The sequence below is a fragment of the Streptomyces sp. NPDC048106 genome (assembly GCF_040706415.1).
Lineage (GTDB): Bacteria > Actinomycetota > Actinomycetes > Streptomycetales > Streptomycetaceae > Streptomyces.
The window spans coordinates 180,256-196,207 of record NZ_JBEZND010000009.1; the positions used below are offsets into that span (position 1 = coordinate 180,256).

General features: G+C 72.3%; 18 protein-coding genes. 11 read left to right on the forward strand and 7 right to left on the reverse strand.

Going from position 1 to position 15,952, the window contains the following annotated elements; genetic code table 11:
- Window positions 1-110: 110 nt before the first annotated feature.
- Window positions 111-1,280, forward strand: a complete 1,170-nt coding sequence (locus tag AB0927_RS12400) for a thiolase family protein (RefSeq protein ID WP_366667518.1) — start codon at window positions 111-113, stop codon at window positions 1,278-1,280.
- Between the two features lie 43 nt (window positions 1,281-1,323).
- On the opposite strand, the gene AB0927_RS12405 is transcribed toward AB0927_RS12400, so the two are convergent.
- Entirely contained in the window at window positions 1,324-2,043 is a 720-nt protein-coding gene (locus AB0927_RS12405) for a VTT domain-containing protein (protein WP_366667519.1), read from the reverse strand.
- 163 nt (window positions 2,044-2,206) lie between these two features.
- Between AB0927_RS12405 and AB0927_RS12410 the strand changes: the two genes are divergently transcribed.
- The 3 genes from AB0927_RS12410 to AB0927_RS12420 all read left to right on the forward strand — a co-directional run bounded on the left by AB0927_RS12410 (window position 2,207) and on the right by AB0927_RS12420 (window position 4,604).
- Complete coding sequence (locus tag AB0927_RS12410) at window positions 2,207-2,455, forward strand: hypothetical protein (protein WP_366667604.1); 249 nt, start codon at window positions 2,207-2,209, stop codon at window positions 2,453-2,455.
- A 97-nt stretch (window positions 2,456-2,552) separates the two neighbouring features.
- The gene (tuf, locus tag AB0927_RS12415; protein WP_366667520.1) at window positions 2,553-3,728 is read left to right on the forward strand and encodes an elongation factor Tu; all 1,176 of its coding nucleotides are present in this window, start codon (window positions 2,553-2,555) and stop codon (window positions 3,726-3,728) included.
- Between the two features lie 30 nt (window positions 3,729-3,758).
- Window positions 3,759-4,604, forward strand: a complete 846-nt coding sequence (locus tag AB0927_RS12420; protein ID WP_366667521.1) for a fused MFS/spermidine synthase — start codon at window positions 3,759-3,761, stop codon at window positions 4,602-4,604.
- 36 nt (window positions 4,605-4,640) lie between these two features.
- Here AB0927_RS12420 and AB0927_RS12425 read toward each other — a convergent pair whose 3' ends face one another.
- Entirely contained in the window at window positions 4,641-5,723 is a 1,083-nt protein-coding gene (locus tag AB0927_RS12425) for a hypothetical protein (RefSeq protein ID WP_366667522.1), read from the reverse strand.
- Window positions 5,724-5,839: 116 nt separating this feature from the next.
- Here AB0927_RS12425 and AB0927_RS12430 point away from each other — a divergent pair, with 116 nt between their 5' ends.
- The 3 genes from AB0927_RS12430 (at window position 5,840) to AB0927_RS12440 (ending at window position 8,523) form a co-directional block, all read left to right on the forward strand.
- On the forward strand, window positions 5,840-6,271 hold the full coding sequence (locus AB0927_RS12430; protein WP_366667523.1) for a DUF4442 domain-containing protein: 432 nt from the start codon (window positions 5,840-5,842) through the stop codon (window positions 6,269-6,271).
- Between the two features lie 258 nt (window positions 6,272-6,529).
- A complete protein-coding gene (locus AB0927_RS12435; protein WP_366667524.1) occupies window positions 6,530-7,699 on the forward strand; it encodes an endo-1,4-beta-xylanase in 1,170 nt (389 codons plus the stop codon).
- Between the two features lie 173 nt (window positions 7,700-7,872).
- Window positions 7,873-8,523, forward strand: a complete 651-nt coding sequence (locus AB0927_RS12440) for a DedA family protein (protein WP_366667525.1) — start codon at window positions 7,873-7,875, stop codon at window positions 8,521-8,523.
- A 39-nt stretch (window positions 8,524-8,562) separates the two neighbouring features.
- Here the strand turns inward: AB0927_RS12440 and AB0927_RS12445 are convergent, their stop codons facing one another.
- Entirely contained in the window at window positions 8,563-9,090 is a 528-nt protein-coding gene (locus tag AB0927_RS12445) for a gamma carbonic anhydrase family protein (protein ID WP_366667526.1), read from the reverse strand.
- Between the two features lie 109 nt (window positions 9,091-9,199).
- Between AB0927_RS12445 and AB0927_RS12450 the strand changes: the two genes are divergently transcribed.
- Window positions 9,200-9,961 carry an acyltransferase gene (locus AB0927_RS12450; RefSeq protein ID WP_366667527.1) on the forward strand — a complete coding sequence of 254 codons (762 nt, stop codon included), beginning with the start codon at window positions 9,200-9,202 and terminating at the stop codon, window positions 9,959-9,961.
- Window positions 9,962-9,965: 4 nt separating this feature from the next.
- Here AB0927_RS12450 and AB0927_RS12455 read toward each other — a convergent pair whose 3' ends face one another.
- Window positions 9,966-10,823, reverse strand: a complete 858-nt coding sequence (locus AB0927_RS12455) for an EamA family transporter (RefSeq protein ID WP_366667528.1) — start codon at window positions 10,821-10,823, stop codon at window positions 9,966-9,968.
- Window positions 10,824-10,931: 108 nt separating this feature from the next.
- Here AB0927_RS12455 and AB0927_RS12460 point away from each other — a divergent pair, with 108 nt between their 5' ends.
- Together AB0927_RS12460 and AB0927_RS12465 are read left to right on the forward strand one after the other, a co-directional pair.
- Window positions 10,932-11,504, forward strand: a complete 573-nt coding sequence (locus AB0927_RS12460; RefSeq protein WP_366667529.1) for an XRE family transcriptional regulator — start codon at window positions 10,932-10,934, stop codon at window positions 11,502-11,504.
- Window positions 11,505-11,547: 43 nt separating this feature from the next.
- A complete protein-coding gene (locus tag AB0927_RS12465) occupies window positions 11,548-12,105 on the forward strand; it encodes a YbaK/EbsC family protein (RefSeq protein WP_366667530.1) in 558 nt (185 codons plus the stop codon).
- Between the two features lie 16 nt (window positions 12,106-12,121).
- Here the strand turns inward: AB0927_RS12465 and AB0927_RS12470 are convergent, their stop codons facing one another.
- Window positions 12,122-13,156 carry a cation diffusion facilitator family transporter gene (locus AB0927_RS12470; RefSeq protein ID WP_366667531.1) on the reverse strand — a complete coding sequence of 345 codons (1,035 nt, stop codon included), beginning with the start codon at window positions 13,154-13,156 and terminating at the stop codon, window positions 12,122-12,124.
- A gap of 61 nt (window positions 13,157-13,217) precedes the next feature.
- On the opposite strand from AB0927_RS12470, the gene AB0927_RS12475 reads away from it, so the two are divergent.
- Complete coding sequence (locus tag AB0927_RS12475) at window positions 13,218-13,583, forward strand: metalloregulator ArsR/SmtB family transcription factor (protein WP_366667532.1); 366 nt, start codon at window positions 13,218-13,220, stop codon at window positions 13,581-13,583.
- A 70-nt stretch (window positions 13,584-13,653) separates the two neighbouring features.
- Here AB0927_RS12475 and AB0927_RS12480 read toward each other — a convergent pair whose 3' ends face one another.
- Together AB0927_RS12480 and AB0927_RS12485 are read right to left on the reverse strand one after the other, a co-directional pair.
- On the reverse strand, window positions 13,654-15,297 hold the full coding sequence (locus tag AB0927_RS12480; RefSeq protein WP_366667533.1) for an APC family permease: 1,644 nt from the start codon (window positions 15,295-15,297) through the stop codon (window positions 13,654-13,656).
- 204 nt (window positions 15,298-15,501) lie between these two features.
- Window positions 15,502-15,909 (reverse strand): CoA-binding protein, encoded by a 408-nt coding sequence (locus AB0927_RS12485; RefSeq protein WP_366667534.1) that lies wholly within the window; start codon window positions 15,907-15,909, stop codon window positions 15,502-15,504.
- Window positions 15,910-15,952 lie beyond the last annotated feature (43 nt).

Genomic DNA, 15,952 nt, shown 5'->3' on the forward strand with positions numbered 1-15,952 from the left:
GAGGGGTTGGTTTGAGTTTCCAACTCGCTCGGTTATGGTGAGTCCGGATTTCCTACCCACTGGTAACCCCCGCTCGTGACCGAGCCCGCTCCGCCGCAGGAGGCCGCACCATGCGAGACGCAGTGATCGTCGAGGCCGTACGCACCCCGATCGGCAAGGGCAAGCCCACCGGCGCCCTCGCGGACGTCCACCCCGTCGAGCTGCTCGCCCACACGCTCAAGGCCCTGGTCGAGCGCTCCGGCGTCGACCCGGCGCTGATCGACGACGTGATCGGCGGCACCGTCGACCAGGTCGGCGAGCAGGCCATGAACACCACCCGGTACGCCGTGCTCGCCGCCGGTCTGCCCGAGTCGGTCCCGGCCACCACGGTGGACCGCCAGTGCGGCTCCTCCCAGCAGGCCGTGCACTTCGCCGCCCAGGGCGTGATCGCCGGCGCGTACGACATGGTCGTCGCCTGCGGCGTGGAGTCGATGAGCCGCGTGCCGATGTGGTCCAACGTGCCCGCGGGCAAGGACCCGTTCGGGCCCGGCGTCGCCGCGCGCTACCCCGAGGGCCTGCTGCCGCAGGGCATCAGCGCCGAACTCATCTCCGCCAAGTGGTCGCTGACCCGTGCGGAGATGGACGCCTTCGCGGTCTCCTCGCACCACAAGGCCGCCGCGGCCTGGGAGGCCGGGCTGTTCGACGCCGAGACCGCGCCCCTGGCGGGCGTCACCCGCGACGAGTGCGTACGGCCCGGCAGCACCCCGGAGATCCTCGCCGGACTCCGGCCCGCCTACCACGACCCCGCCTTCGCCGAGCGCTTCCCGCAGATCGAGTGGAACATCACGGCGGGCAACGCCAGCCCGATCAACGACGGCGCCTCCGCCGTCCTCATCACCTCCAGTGAGACCGCCGCCCGGCTCGGGCTGCGCCCGCTCGCCCGGCTGCACAGCTTCGCGGTCACCGGCTCCGACCCGCTGCTGATGCTCACCGGGGTCGTCCCGGCCACCGAGAAGGTGCTCGCCCGGGCCGGCCTCTCCCTCGCCGACATCGACCTGTTCGAGGTCAACGAGGCGTTCGCCAGCGTGGTCCTCGCCTGGCAGCGGGAGACCGGCGCCGACCTGGCCAAGGTCAACGTGAACGGCGGTGCCATCGCCCTCGGCCACCCGCTCGGCGCCAGCGGCACCCGGCTGACCACCACCCTGGTGCACGCGATGCGGGACCGGGGCGCCCGCTACGGCCTCCAGACGATGTGCGAGGCGGGCGGCCTCGCCAACGCGATGATCCTGGAGGCCGTCTGACCCCCGGTTCCGCGGCCCGGCCACAGCACTAGCGGCCGAGTGTCTACCGCCCGCGCAACCGGTGCCGGTGCCGCCACGCCACCACCGTGCCCGCCAGCGCCGGTACGGCGATGCAGGCCATCGCGAGCAGGAACGCGGGCGACGTCGGCGCCGAGGCACGGGCGCCGGCGACCGCGTAGGCGGCGGTGTTCGGGACCGATCCGAGCGCCGTCGCCAGCAGGAACGGCAGCCAGCCCATGCGGGAGACCGCCGCGCAGTAGTTCGCCGCCCAGAACGGCACCCCCGGGAAGAGCCGCGCGGCCAGCATGGACCGGAACCCGTGCCGGCTCAACTGCCCGTCCGCCGCCCGCAGCCACCGGCCGCGCAGCAGGGGACGCAGCGCGTCCTGCCCGAGCAGCCGCCCGAGCCCGAAGGCCACACCGGCCCCGAGCACCGTCCCGGCCAGCGCGGTGCCGAGCCCCAGCCGGGAGCCGAAGAGCGCGCCCGCCGCCAGATTCAGCAGGGGCCGCGGCACGAACGCCACCGTGCACAGCCCGTACCCGGCCCCGAACACCAGCGCCGCCGCGAGTCCGCCCATGTGCGGGGGCCAGCCCCGGGTGAGCAGCCGCTGCGGCTCGAACAGCAGCACCAGCGCGCCCGCGGCCGCCAGCAGCACCAGCAGCAGGGACAGCCGCGCCCGCGGCGACAGCAGCGCCCGGGTGCAGCGGGCCGCGAACCGCGCGCGGGGCACGGGCGGCGCGGAGACGGTGGTGGCATCGAGCACGTGACCCCCTGGAAGACACCGACGACCCTCGCCGATGATAGAGGGCACTCGGGGCGGCCCCGCCGTACGCACCGGTCGGTGCGGCCGACCGGGTTCTTGACGGGATACGCGGCTCGCCACCGGTCCGCTGCGGAGCGCTGCCAGTGAGCCCGCCTCGGCCACGGTGACCGTCAAGGTCAGGCCCGGGTGGCCCGGGTGCCCGCCGAAGCCGGAGCATGGCGAGCCGGAGCACGACAAGGGCTGCGCGCGTGGCCGGGAAGCGGGCGAAAACCATTCGACGCCGGACATCGCGTCGGCGATGATCGACGTCATGTTCCGGTACGCCTTCCACCTCGCAGCATCCGCGGTCGCGGATGCGCCGAAGGCTGCCGTTCCCACGCTCGCGGCCGCTGTCGACGGCGCCCGAAGCTGACCCTCCCCGGATCGTCCGGCGGACCCCGCAGGGGGAGGGTCGGCCGACTCGAGGGGTCCCGACTTCCGTACGACAGCGAAGGCTTCGAGGTACAGCCATGTCCAAAACGGCCTACGTGCGGACCAAGCCGCACCTGAACATCGGCACCATGGGTCATGTCGACCACGGCAAGACCACCCTGACCGCCGCCATCACCAAGGTCCTCGCCGAGCGCGGCACCGGCACCTTCGTGCCCTTCGACCGCATCGACCGCGCCCCCGAGGAGGCCGCCCGCGGCATCACCATCAACATCGCGCACGTCGAGTACGAGACCGACACCCGGCACTACGCCCATGTGGACATGCCCGGTCACGCCGATTATGTGAAGAACATGGTCACCGGCGCCGCCCAGCTCGACGGGGCGATCCTCGTGGTCTCCGCGCTCGACGGGATCATGCCGCAGACCGCGGAGCACGTGCTGCTCGCCCGGCAGGTCGGCGTCGACCACATCGTCGTCGCCCTCAACAAGGCGGACGGCGCGGGCGACGAGGAACTGATCGACCTGGTCGAGCTGGAGGTCCGCGACCTGCTCACCGCGCAGGGCTACCCGGGCGACGCGGTACCCGTCGTACGCGTCTCGGGGCTGCGGGCGCTCGCGGGCGACCCGCGCTGGACGGCGTCCGTCGAGGCGCTGCTCGACGCGGTGGACACGTATGTGCCGATGCCCGAGCGGTATCTCGACGCGCCGTTCCTGATGCCGGTGGAGAACGTGCTCACCATCAGCGGGCGCGGCACCGTCGTCACCGGCGCCGTGGAGCGCGGCACGCTGCGGCTCGGGGACCGGGTGGCGGTGCTCGGCGCCGGCGTCGAGACCGTCGTCACCGGCCTGGAGACCTTCGGCAAGCCGATGCGGGAGGCGCAGGCCGGGGACAACGTGGCCGTGCTGCTGCGCGGTGTGCCCCGGGACACGGTGCGGCGGGGGCACGTCGTGGCGGCGCCGGGAAGTGTGGTGCCGGCGCGGCGGTTCACGGCGCGGGTGTACGTGCTGTCGGGGCGCGAGGGCGGTCGTACGACGCCGGTCGCCACGGGGTACCGGCCGCAGTTCTACATCCGTACCGCGGACGTGGTCGGGGACGTCGACCTCGGCGCGGTGGCCGTCGCCCGGCCCGGGGAGACGGTGGAGATGACCGTCGAGCTGGGGCGGGAGGTGCCGCTGGAGCCGGGGCTCGGGTTCGCCATCCGCGAGGGCGGCCGGACGGTCGGCGCGGGGACGGTGGTGTCCGTCGGTTCGTAGGGCCCTTCCGGAGGGCGTCACAATGAACCTGTGACCGAGCAGATACCCGTCTCCCGCACCACCGACCACGGCGCCGCCAAGCTCATGCCCGATGTGGACCGGGAGCGGGCCTGGCTGCTGACGGTCGACGGGGCGCCGCAGTCGTACGTCGACCTGGACGAGCCGACGTACCTGGAGTTCGAGTACGCGCGGCGGCTCGGGCACGCGCTGGACACGGTGGCCCCCGCGGGGCGGGCGCTGGACGTGCTGCACCTGGGCGGGGGAGCGCTGACCCTGCCCAGGTACGTCGCGGCGACCCGGCCCGGCTCCCGGCAGGACGTCGTGGACGCCGACCGGGGGCTTTTGGACCTGGTCGCCGAGTATCTGCCGCTGCCCGAGGGCGCGGGCGTCACGGTGCACGCCGCCGACGCCCGCGCCTGGCTCCAGGCCGCGCCGGACGACGCGGCCGACGTGCTGATCGCGGACGTCTTCGGCGGCTCCCGGGTCCCGGCCCATCTGACCACCCTCGCCTACGCCCGTGAGGCCGAGCGGGTCCTGCGGCCCGGCGGGACCTATCTCGCCAACCTCGCGGACGCGGCGCCGTTCGCCTTTCTGCGCTCCCAACTGGCCACGTTCGCCGAGGTCTTCGAGGAGCTGGCGCTGGTCGCCGAGCCGGCGGTGCTGCGCGGGCGGCGGTTCGGCAACGCCGTGCTCATCGCCTCGCACCGGCCGCCGGACGCCGCCGCGCTGGCCCGCCGGGTGGCGGCGGACGCCTTCCCCGCACGGGTCGAACACGGCGCCGCCGTACGGAAGTTCATCGGCGCCGCGCGGCCGGTCGAGGACGCGGACGCGGTGCCGTCGCCGGTGCCGCCCGGCGGGGCGTTCGGCATCGGCTGACGACCCGGCCGGCGACGCGGGCCGGGTCGCTCCGGGTCAGTTCGCCGTGGGGGTGCCGTGCAGCCGGACGGAGCCGAGGATCTTCATGATCGTGGCCTGCGGGACCTCGTCCTGGACCCCCTTGGCGCCGTAGAAGTTGAACGACACGTAGTCGTGCGCCGAGTTCTGGAAGCCGAAGGTGAGTGCCTTGCCGTCGGTCGCGCACTTGCCCTTCTGCGGGGTGCCGCTCGACCGGGCCCACGCGTAGCTGCCCTTGATGCCGGACGTGGTGGTGAAGGGAGTGGCCTTCTTGTCGAAGGTGATGCTCTTCTTGTCCGGCTGGGTGTAACCGCCGAAGACCCACCAGGCCGGGGTGTTGACGGCGATCTGGTCGGTGCTCTTCGCGCCGCTGGCGCCCTTGCTGCCCACGACCGCGAGCGGGGTGTCGTGGGTGCGGCCGTCCTTGTCGTCGTCGGACGTGCACCACTTGGGCTTGTCCTCGGCCGAGCCCGACATCACGATCAGCGGCTTGCCGTCGGTGGACTTCTGGTCATCGAAGCCCACCTCCAGGTCGGGTGCCTGGGCCTGCCAGTCGGAGGGCACGTCGAAGGCTATGCCCCACTTGGGGTTCACCACGACCTTCCAGCCCGGCACGCTCGGCTTCTCGCTCTCCGCCGCGCGCGGGTTGTCGGTCGAGGCGGGGCTGGACGGCGCCGAGGTCGGCGACTGGGCGGTGTGCCCGTCCTTGCCGTCGGCCTTGTCGGTCTTGCCGTCCTTGCCGCCGCCGAGGACGAGGGCGCCGGTCACGCAGGCGGCGACCACCACGGCGGCGGCCGCGACGATCGCGATCAGCTTCGTACGGTTGCCGCCGCCGTCGCCGCCGCCCTGCGGGGACTGCTGGAGCGGCACCGTGGGCGGCTGCTGCCCCCACTGCGGCTGCTGCTGCCCGTAGGGACCGGCGGCCCCCGGGTACTGGCCCGCGCCCGGCTGCTGACCGGCTCCGGGGTGCTGGCCCCCCTGCGGGTACTGCTGGTACCCGGGCTGCTGGTACGGATTCGGCTGCTGCTGGTAACCCGGCTGCTGGTACGGGTTCTGCTGCGGGTTCTGCGCGCCCCCGGGCGGCTGCTGATCTGGCCACATGGCCGACAACACTAGTGCGGCGGCGGCACGGTTCGGTCACGGGATCTCGTCAGGGCCGTAGCGAGCGGTACTTACCCGTCGGTAACATCGGGTCCACGACTGTTGACAGCGCCTCGATGGGCGAGATGCTTGCCGCCGCGGTTCCGATGGTGCGCACCCTGAACCTGGAGTTCGTCGAGGTGACCGGGGAGCGGGCCGTGCTGCGGCTCCCGGACCAGCCGGACTACCACAACCACGTCCAAGGGCCCCACGCCGGCGCCATGTTCACGCTGGCCGAGTCCGCCAGCGGCGCCATCGTGCTCACGGCCTTCGGCGAGCAGCTCACGCGCGCGGTGCCGCTCGCGGTCCGGGCCGAGATCGCCTACAAGAAGCTGGCCAAGGGGCCGGTGACGGCCACGGCGACCCTGGGCCGCCCGGCGGCCGAGGTCGTCGCCGAACTCGACGCGGGGGGCCGGCCGGAGTTCCCGGTCGGCATCGCCATCCAGCGCGAGGACGGGGCGGTCACCGGGGAGATGACGGTGGTGTGGACCCTGCGGCCGAACGGCTGAGCCGCGGGAGATCGCTCGGGAAGGGCCTCTGACGTGCGTCGGAGGCCCTTTCGGGTTTCCCGGGCCCGAAGGGTGTCGAAAGTTTCGGTCGGGAGTGTGTCATGTGGTCGCAACCACTGCCTCCCAAGTGGCCTGTGTCTTCGTCGAATTTGAGCGCTGCACCAGCATTGACTCCGCGAGATCACCGGGTCTAGCTTGCAGCTCCGATCGAATACAGGCCCGAAACTTTCGAGGCCCCTTCACTCCCGGGAGTCTGCCGTGACGCAGCTTCGACGCAGATCCGCGCTCGTCGCCACTGGTGCCGCCGCCCTACTGCTCATCCCCGCCGCCGTCGCGGTCGCGGGTGGCAACAGCGGCGCGGCCGACACCTCCCTGCGGGCGCTGGCGTCGAAGCAGGGCCTGCGGGTCGGCACCGCGGTCGACGCGGCCAAGCTGGGTACCGACAAGCCCTACACCGGCATCGTCGCCGACCAGTTCTCCACGGTCACGGCCGAGAACGCGATGAAGTGGGAGTCGGTGGAGCCCAGCCGGGGCGTCCACGACTGGAAGGCGGCCGACCAGCTCGTGCAGTTCGCCCAGCAGCACGGGCAGGCGGTCCGCGGCCACACCCTCATGTGGCACAACCAGCTGCCGGGCTGGCTGACCAGCGGGGTGGCCGACGGCTCCATCAGCGACGCGCAGCTGCGCGACATCCTCCACCAGCACGTCGCCGACGAGGTCACGCACTTCAAGGGCAAGGTGTGGCAGTGGGACGTGGTCAACGAGGTCTTCGCCAACTCCTGGGAGACCCCGCAGGCCGACGGCCTGAACGCCGACGACTTCTGGATCAAGCACCTCGGTTCGGGCATCGTCGCCGACGTGTTCCGCTGGGCGCACAAGGCGGACCCGAAGGCCCTGCTGATGTACAACGACTACAACATCACCGGCGAGGACGGGACCAACGTCAAGTTCCAGGCCGTGTACGACTTCGTCAAGAAGCTGCGTGAGCAGGGCGTGCCGATCGACGGCATCGGCGAGCAGGGCCACCTCGACACCCAGTACGGCTTCGACGCCCAGCGCTACCAGGCCGATCTCCAGGCCTTCGGCGACCTGGGCCTGAAGGTCGCCATCACCGAGGCCGACGTGCGCACCTTCGTCGACAACGCGACCGACCAGGTGCCCACGGACTCGCTCGCCCAGTACGCCCAGCCCTACGAGTTCTCCGAGCTGCTCAAGGGCTGCCAGCTCGTCCGCCAGTGCATCTCCTTCACGGTCTGGGGCGTCTACGACGGCGACTCCTGGATCCCGGGCACCTTCAGCGGTGAGGGCTACGGCCTGCTCTACGACGTGAAGATGCAGCCGAAGCCGGCGTACTCCGCGCTCCAGCAGGACCTGGAACTCGCGGCCGGCACCGCGCGCCACGGCGCCGTGGGCGGGGCCGGGAAGTAGCCGTCCGGCACGGGAGGGGCCCCGCGGGGCCCCTCCGTCTCGCCGGCGCCCGGCCGGTGCGGCCCCGCAGGGCGTACGCCGAGCGGCCGTTCGGCGCCGACCGGGTAGCCTTCCTTGGGGAGCGCTTTACACGGTGCTCCCGGGCAAGGTCAGCGGCAGGGGAGGATCCGGCGGTGCACGTCCAGGAATGGCTCGACTCGGTCCCGGCTGTCGCCGTCTACGCCGTGGTGGCCCTGGTGATCGGCGTCGAGAGCCTCGGCATTCCGCTGCCCGGCGAGATCGTCCTGGTCTCGGCGGCGCTCATGTCCTCCCAGCAGTCGCACATCAACCCGCTGATCCTCGGCGCGTGCGCCACCGCGGGCGCGGTGATCGGCGACTCCATCGGCTACGCCATCGGCCGCAAGGGCGGGCGCGGTCTGCTGGCCTGGCTGGGCGGGAAGTTCCCGAGGCACTTCGGCGAGGCCCATGTGGCCACCGCCGAGCGGTCCTTCCAGAAGTGGGGCATGTGGGCCGTCTTCTTCGGCCGCTTCATCGCCCTCCTGCGCATCTTCGCGGGACCCCTCGCCGGCGTCCTCCACATGCCCTACTGGAAGTTCCTGATCGCCAACGTCCTGGGCGGCGTCTGCTGGGCCGGCGGCACCACCGCCGCCGTCTACTACGTGGGCGTCGTCGCGGAGGGCTGGCTCAAGAAGTTCTCGTACGTGGGCCTGGGGGCGGCCGTGGTCCTCGGCCTGGCCACGATGCTGATCGTGAAGCGCCGCGCGAAGAAGGCCCAGCAGGAGCTTTCCCAGCGGGAGGCGGAGCCGGTCGGCGCCGGCGAGTGAACCTCCCCGGCCACGGACGGCCCGCCCCCGCCGGAGGGCCTACTCGTGCACCCCGCGGTGCGTTCGGGCCAGGTCCGCGTACAAGGTGCCGTTGAGGGTCACCATCTCCCTCTCCTCGGCGGAGAGCGCGCGCCGCACCTTCGCCGGGACCCCCGCCACCAGCGAGCCCGCCGGCACCACCATCCCCTGCGGCACCAGCGCCTGCGCCGCCACCAGCGACCCGGCCCCGATCACCGCCCCGTTGAGCACGGTCGCCCCCATCCCGATCAGGCAGTCGTCCTCGACCGTCGCCCCGTGGACCACCGCGTTGTGTCCGATGGACACCCGCTCCCCGACGCTCACCGGGAACCCGGGATCGGCGTGCAGCGTCACGTTGTCCTGCACGTTCGCCTGTGCGCCCACGGTGATGCGCTCGACGTCCCCGCGCACCACCGCGCCGTACCAGACACTCGCCCCCGCGCTCACGGTCACATCGCCGATCACCGAGGCGGTCGGCGCGACGAACGCCTCCGCGTCGATCCGCGGCTCCTTGCCGCCGATGCCCACGATCAGTGCCCGCTGCGTCATCACCGTCTCCTCAGGTCGATGGGTTCCCCGCACGGTACGGCAGGGGGTGGGGCAAAGATCACAGCGGCCCGGCCTCCGCGCCGACGCAACCCGTGAGTAACGTGAGCCCGTGCCGAAGCGCAAGAACACGTTCTCATCCTGGCGCCGTGGCCTCGCCCAGCGTGCCGTCCACACGGCCTGGGGCTGGGTCCAGCGGACCGGCTCCGTCACGGCGGAGCACCCGGGACGCCTCCGCTTCGGCGCCATCGGCGAGGCCACCCGGCTCGCCTTCCCGCTCGGCACGGTCTTCGGCGAGCCCTGGATCCGGCTCGGCTCCCACTGCATCATCGCCGAACAGGTCACCCTGACCGCGGGCCTGATGCCCGACCTTGACCTCGGCCCCGACCCGATCCTGCGCATCGGCGACGGCGTGGTGCTCGGCCGCGGCAGCCACGTCATCGCGGACACCACGGTGACCATCGGCCGCGACTGCTACTTCGGGCCGTACGTCTACGTCACCTCCACCAACCACTCCTACGACGACCCGCACGAGCCCATCGGCCGGCAGTGGCCGCGCATGGAGCCCGTGGAGATCGGCCCCGGCTGCTGGATCGGCACCGGCGCGGTGATCCTGCCGGGCGCGCGGATCGGCCGGAACGTCGTGGTCGCGGCGGGTGCCGTGGTGCGGGGGACGGTGCCCGACCACGCCGTGGTGGCCGGCGCGCCCGCCAGGGTCGTACGGCGCTGGACGCCCGAGGAGGGCTGGCAGCCGCCGCTGCGGACCCCGGCCCCGGTGCCGATCCCGGACGGGGCGACCCCGGCGCAGCTACGGGCGCTGGCCGGTCTCGACGAGTCCGCGGTGGCCCGGCTCGCCGAACTGGAGACCGACTGAGCCCTCAGCCCGTCGCCAGCAGGACGGTGCCCACCAGGGCGAGGCCCGCGCCCGCCGCCTGGAGGGCGCGCAGCCGTTCGCGCAGGAAGCCGCGGGCGGCCAGCGCGGTCACCACCGGATAGAGCGAGGCGAGGACGGCGGCCACGGTGACCGGGCCGCGCTGGGCGGCGATGGCGTAGGTGCCGTTGGCCGCCACGTCGGCCAGACCGACGAAGGCCAGCGCGGGCAGCGAGCGGTAGGGGAAGCCGCCCTCCGGCAGGGCGCTGCCGCCGCGCCGCAGGGACACGGCGAGCACCGCCCCGCCCACCGCGACATTGGTCAGCCGCTGCACGAACAGCGAGAGGTACAGGCCGGTGACCGTGCTGGACGCCTCGGCGATCAGGGCGAACACGGTGCCGAAACCGAGCGCCGCGACCAGCGTCAGCAGCACGGTGCGCCGCTCCACCGGGGCGCCCCGCAGCTGGGGGCCGCCCGCGAGGACCACCCCGCCGACGGCGACCACGATGCCCGCGAGCTGGAGCAGCCCGGGGCGCTCGCCCAGGAACAGTCCCACGCCGACGGGCACGACGACGCTGAGCGTGGCGAGCGGCGAGATGACGCCCATCGGGCCGAGCGCCAGGGCCTTGTAGAAGGCGAGGAGCGCGATCGGACCGACCAGGCCCGCCGCGAACGCGAACCACAGCCGGGGCTCGGCCGCGTCCCAGGCGCCCGTGGCGACGACGATCGCGCCCAGGACGGCCGCCGCGATGGCCTGCGAGACGACCACCACGGTCAGCGCGGGCGTGCGTCGGGTCAGCAGCCCGCCGCCGAAGTCGGACAGCCCCCAGAGCACGCTGGTGATCAGGGCGAAGAAGGCCGTCACGATGCCTCGCAGTACAGTTTGTTGAACGAAGGGGTGCGCTCCACCGTAGTCCAGTAGGTTGAACTACGTCATCCAAAGAAGTGAACCATCTCGGATATTGGACGGAACGTGTCAGACCTCGAATTGCTGACCCAGTCCTTGGCGCGCAACGTCAGACACTGGCGTTCGGTACGCGGTTTCACCCTGGACGTGCTCGCCGCCCGGGCCGGTGTCAGCCGCGGGATGCTGATCCAGATCGAGCAGGCCCGCACCAACCCGAGCATCGGCACCATCGTCAAGATCGGCGACGCGCTCGGCATCAGCGTCACCACCCTGCTCGACTACGAGCGCGGCCCCCGGGTCCGCATCGTCCCCGCCGAACGGGCGGTACGGCTGTGGCACACCGAGTCCGGCAGCTACAACCGGCTGCTCGCGGGCACCGAGGCCCCCGGGCCGCTGGAGATCTGGGACTGGCTGCTGATGCCCGGGGACGAGAGCCCGGCGGAGCCGCACCCGGCCGGCACCGTCGAGCTGGTCCATGTCACGGCGGGCGAGCTGACCCTCACCGTCGAGGGCGAGGACCACACCGTCCCGACCGGCGCCAGCGCCGCCTTCGAGGCCAACGCCCCGCATGTCTACGCCAACCGCGGCGACGTCCCGATGGAGATGATGATGGCCGTCTCGGTGCCGCCCGTGCAGTGAGACGTCCCCGCGCCGGGCCGCCGCGCCTTGTTACCGTGCGGCCATGCGCGCACCCATCGGAGACTTCGAGACCGCGACCCCGGCACCGGACTGCCTGGCCGAACTGACCGCCCCGGTGGCCGACGCCCTGCGGAACTGGTCCGCCGGGACCCCGGCCGAGCACATCCTCTACGTCGACACCGACCCGCGCTGGGCCGACACCGCCGTCTTCGTGGAGCACTACGGCAGCGATCTGACCGAACGGTCGGCGAACTGCGTGGTGGTCGCCGCCAAGCGGGCCGGCGAGACCACGCTCGCCGCGTGCCTGGCGCTGTCCACCACCCGGGTCGACGTCAACGGCATGGTCCGCCGTCACCTGGGCGCGCGCAAGGCGTCGTTCGCCCCGATGGAGACGGCGACCGGCCGGAGCGGGATGGAGTACGGCGGCATCACCCCGATCGGACTGCCCGCGGACTGGCCGCTGCTGGTGGACGCGGCCGTCGTCGACCTGCCCTACGTCCTGGTCGGCAGCGGCCGCCGGCGCGGCAAACTGCTGGTGCCGGGCAAGGCGTTCGCGGAACTGCCGGGCGCGGTGGTGCTGGAGGGGCTGGGCGTGGCCTGACCTCGCGTGGCCGGGCTCAACCGGCGAGGTGGTGGGCCAGGGCCAGATGGGGGTCCCGCTCGCCGGGGTCCGGTGCCGGGTCGGCGTGCACCAGGGCGGCCGAAAGCCTCGGCAGGGCGTGCAGCAGGGCGTGTTCGGCCTCGACGGCGATCGCGTGCGCCTGCCGCAGGGTCGCCCCGCCGTCCACCACCACCGCCAGTTCGGCCCGCAGCCGGTGTCCGATCCAGCGCAGCCGCAGCTCGCCCACCCCGCGCACGCCCGGCACCGCGCGTACCGCCCGCTCGGCGCGGTCCACCAGCGCCGGGTCCACGGCGTCCAGCATCCGCCGCAGCACCTCCCGCGCCGCGTCCCGCAGCACCAGCGCGATCGCGGCCGTGATGGCCAGCCCCACGATCGGGTCGGCGAGCCGGAACCCGGCGGCGGATCCGGCCGCGCCCAGCAGCACGGCCAGCGAGGTGTAGCCGTCGGTGCGGGCGTGCAGCCCGTCGGCGACGAGTGCGGCCGAACCGATCCGGCGGCCCACCCGGATCCGGTACCGGGCCACCCACTCGTTGCCCACGAAGCCGACCAGCGCGGCCAGCGCCACCACCGGCACGTGCGCGACCGGGCGGGGATCGAGCAGCCGCCCGACGGCCACCCACCCGGCGAAGGCCGCCGAGGCCGCGATGGTCAGCACGATCACCAGGCCCGCGAGATCCTCGGCGCGGCCGTAGCCGTAGGTGAACCGCCGGTTCGCCGCCCGCCGCCCCAGCACGAAGGCGATGCCGAGCGGTACGGCGGTCAGCGCGTCGGCGGCGTTGTGCACCGTGTCGCCGAGCAGCGCGACCGACCCGGAGACGGCCACCACACCCGCCTGCGCCAGCGCGGTCGCGCCCAGCACGGCGAGCGACACCCACAGGGCGCGCATGCCCTGCGCCGAGGACTCCAGCGCCGCGTCGAGCTTGTCGGCACTCTCGTGGGAGTGCGGGGTGAGCAGATGGGCCAGGCGGTGGCGCAGGGAGGAGGCGCCGTGCCGGTGCGGGCCGTGGTCGTGGTCGTGATGGTCGCTCACGGAAGTCCCCTTCTGCCGGGCTGTGGTGGACGCGGGGCGCCCACGGAGCCATTATGTGCGTATGAGCGCACGCATGCACCTATCACCTGCACACCCTGCGCATCAGCGCACCCCGGGCGAGGAGCAGTTCGCGCTCGCCGCCGAACTCCTCGCCCTGCTCGGCGATCGCACCCGGCTCGCCCTGCTGTACGCCCTGACCGCTCAGGAGGCCGACGTCACCACGCTCACGGAGGCATGCGGCGCCGCCCGCCCGGCCGTCAGCCAGCACCTGGCCCGGCTTCGCCTCGCCGGCCTGGTCGACACCCGCAAGGAGGGCCGCCGGGTGATCTACTCACTGCGCCAAGGGCATCTGCGCCGGCTGGTGGACGAGGCGCTGAAGACCGCCGACCACCGTCTCGCGGACGGACGGTCACCGGGAGACCGGTAGGGGCGGCACCGGAACACCGCGGTGCCCCGTCGGCCGGGGCGGCTGACGGGGCACCAGGAGGCGGTGTGGCTCAGTGGACCGGGGCGTCCGCGACCACGACCTCGTCGATGCTGCGCTCGATCGCCTCCGTCTTGGAGGCGGTGGCCTTCGCCCAGTAGTAGACGCCGAGCGAGAAGGCCGCGATGACCAGGATGTCCCAGTACAGCGGGATGTTGCCCTGGCTGCCGTCGCCGAAGCCGCCCTGCCAGGAGATCAGGCCGATGCCCAGCAGGTACGCGGGCAGCCACTGCGCGGCCCGGAAGTCCATCCGGGGCGCGTCCGGCTTGTCCTTGAAGTTGGCCCACAGGGCGTAGGAGCCCATCAGCACGTACCCGAGCAGGATGGCGAAGCCCAGCCGCCACAGGGTGTTCCAGCCGCTCCAGTAGATGATCAGGTTGGCGATCACGAAGGAGGCCGGCGAGATGAACTTGCCGCCGGGCAGCCGGTAGGGGCGCTCGAAGTGCGGCAGGCGGTCGGCGAAGACGCCGTAGGCCAGCGGCGCGCCCGCGTACATCAGCACGCTCGCCGAGGTGATGAAGCCGACCAGTTCCTGCCAGCTCGGGAACGGAAGGAAGCAGAGGATGCCGGTGACGAAGGTGACGATGAGGCCGATCCACGGCACGCCGCGCTTGTCGGTCCTGGTCAGGGCCTTCGGGGCGTAGCCGTTCTTGGCCAGGCCGTAGGAGACGCGGGAGGTGGCGGTGGTGTAGATCAGGCCGGTGCCGCCGGGGGAGATGATCGCGTCGACGTAGAGCACCCAGCCCAGCCAGCCGAGGCCGACCAGGGTCGCGAGGCCCGCCCAGGGGCCGCTGATGCCGGTGTAGGCCAGCTTCGCCCAGCCGTGCGCGAAGGAGGCGTGCGGCAGCGCGGCGATGAAGACGATCTGGAGCAGGATGTAGATCGCGGCGCCGATGGCGACCGAGCCGAGCGTGGCGCGGGGCAGGTCGCGCCGCGGGTTGCGGCTCTCGCCGGCCAGCTGGATCGCCTGCTCGAAGCCGAGCAGCGCGAAGATGATGCCGCTGGAGCTGATGGCGCCCAGCACGCCCTTCGCGCCGAACGGGGCGAAGCCCTCCGAGGTGAAGTTGCCGACGTGGAAGTTGCCCACGGCGATGATGAAGATCGCGGCGAGCGGGATGGCGATCTTCCACCAGGTCGCGGCGCTGTTGGTGTGCGCGAGGGCGCGGACGCCGAAGAAGTTGACGCCGACGAAGACGGCCATGAGGACGATTGCAGTAACGATTCCGCTGGTGGTCAGCGTGCCGTCGGCGCCCTGGAGTCCCTGGGCGAACTTCCAGTGACCGGCGTAGCCGATCATCGCCTCGACCTCGATGGGGGCCACGGTGGCGGCCTGGAGCCAGGAGAACCAGCCGAAGGACATGCCGGCCAGGCCGCCGAAGGCGTAGTGCGGGTAGCGCGCGGTGCCGCCCGCGACCGGGAACATGCCGCCCAGCTCGGCGTGCACCAGCGCCAGCAGGACGATGGCCACCGTGCCGATCACCCACGAGATGATCGCCGCGGGGCCGGCCACGACGACGGCCTTCTCGGCGCCGTAGAGCCAGCCGGAGCCGATGATGGAGCCCACGGAGGCCCACATCAGGCCGATGAGTCCGACGTCGCGGCGCAGGCCCCCGGTATCACTCGTGGCTACCGGTGCGGCCTGGTCGACTTTCGTCATGTGCAAGGTGGCCTCTCAGGTCGTGTACGCACTCGTAACGAGGAAGGAGGCCACAGGCTAGGAACGGTTTCCGTGCCGGCAAAAGGCTGCTTACCAAATCTTGACCCAGGATCTTGCTTGTCTTGGGGACGGAGTTTCCACAGCTCAGATGCCATGCGCGAATGTCAATATTCAATGTGTGAGTGTGGTGAAGAATATCTGACACTAGGCCAGGAGGGGGATCTCGATCGCCGGGCAGCGGTCCATGACCATGGCGAGACCGGCCTCGCGAGTGCGATCGCAAGCAATCTGGTCGATGACGCCGAGCTGGAACCAGACCGCCTTCGCGCCCTTCGTCACGGCCTCGTCGGCCACCGCGCCCGCCAGCGAGCTGTTGACGAAGACGTCCACCACGTCGACGTCGAAGGGGATGTCCGCGAGGGTGGCGTACCCCTGCTCGCCGTGCACCGTCTCGGCCTTCGGGTGCACCGGCACGATCCGCTTGCCGTACCGCTGGAGCACCTGGGCCACGCGGTACGCGGGCCGGGCGGGATTGTCGGACAGGCCGACCACCGCCCAGGTGTCGCCCAGTTCGGTCAGAATCCTGCGAATCGCGGCCTCTTCGTCGTACACGTCCGCCTCCTGCGTGGTGTGTGCTGCTTTCCGACGCCGTCAA

What these genes read in the sequence shown, in the direction of transcription:
- AB0927_RS12425 (WP_366667522.1), bottom strand. Translation starts at nt 5,723, where the DNA reads ATGTGGCCAGATCAGCAGCCGCCCGGGGGCGCGCAGAACCCGCAGCAG.
- AB0927_RS12465 (WP_366667530.1), top strand. Translation starts at nt 11,548, where the DNA reads ATGCGCGCACCCATCGGAGACTTCGAGACCGCGACCCCGGCACCGGAC.
- AB0927_RS12430 (WP_366667523.1), top strand. Translation starts at nt 5,840, where the DNA reads ATGGGCGAGATGCTTGCCGCCGCGGTTCCGATGGTGCGCACCCTGAAC.
- tuf (WP_366667520.1), top strand. Translation starts at nt 2,553, where the DNA reads ATGTCCAAAACGGCCTACGTGCGGACCAAGCCGCACCTGAACATCGGC.
- AB0927_RS12475 (WP_366667532.1), top strand. Translation starts at nt 13,218, where the DNA reads ATGAGCGCACGCATGCACCTATCACCTGCACACCCTGCGCATCAGCGC.
- AB0927_RS12480 (WP_366667533.1), bottom strand. Translation starts at nt 15,297, where the DNA reads ATGACGAAAGTCGACCAGGCCGCACCGGTAGCCACGAGTGATACCGGG.
- AB0927_RS12400 (WP_366667518.1), top strand. Translation starts at nt 111, where the DNA reads ATGCGAGACGCAGTGATCGTCGAGGCCGTACGCACCCCGATCGGCAAG.
- AB0927_RS12445 (WP_366667526.1), bottom strand. Translation starts at nt 9,090, where the DNA reads ATGACGCAGCGGGCACTGATCGTGGGCATCGGCGGCAAGGAGCCGCGG.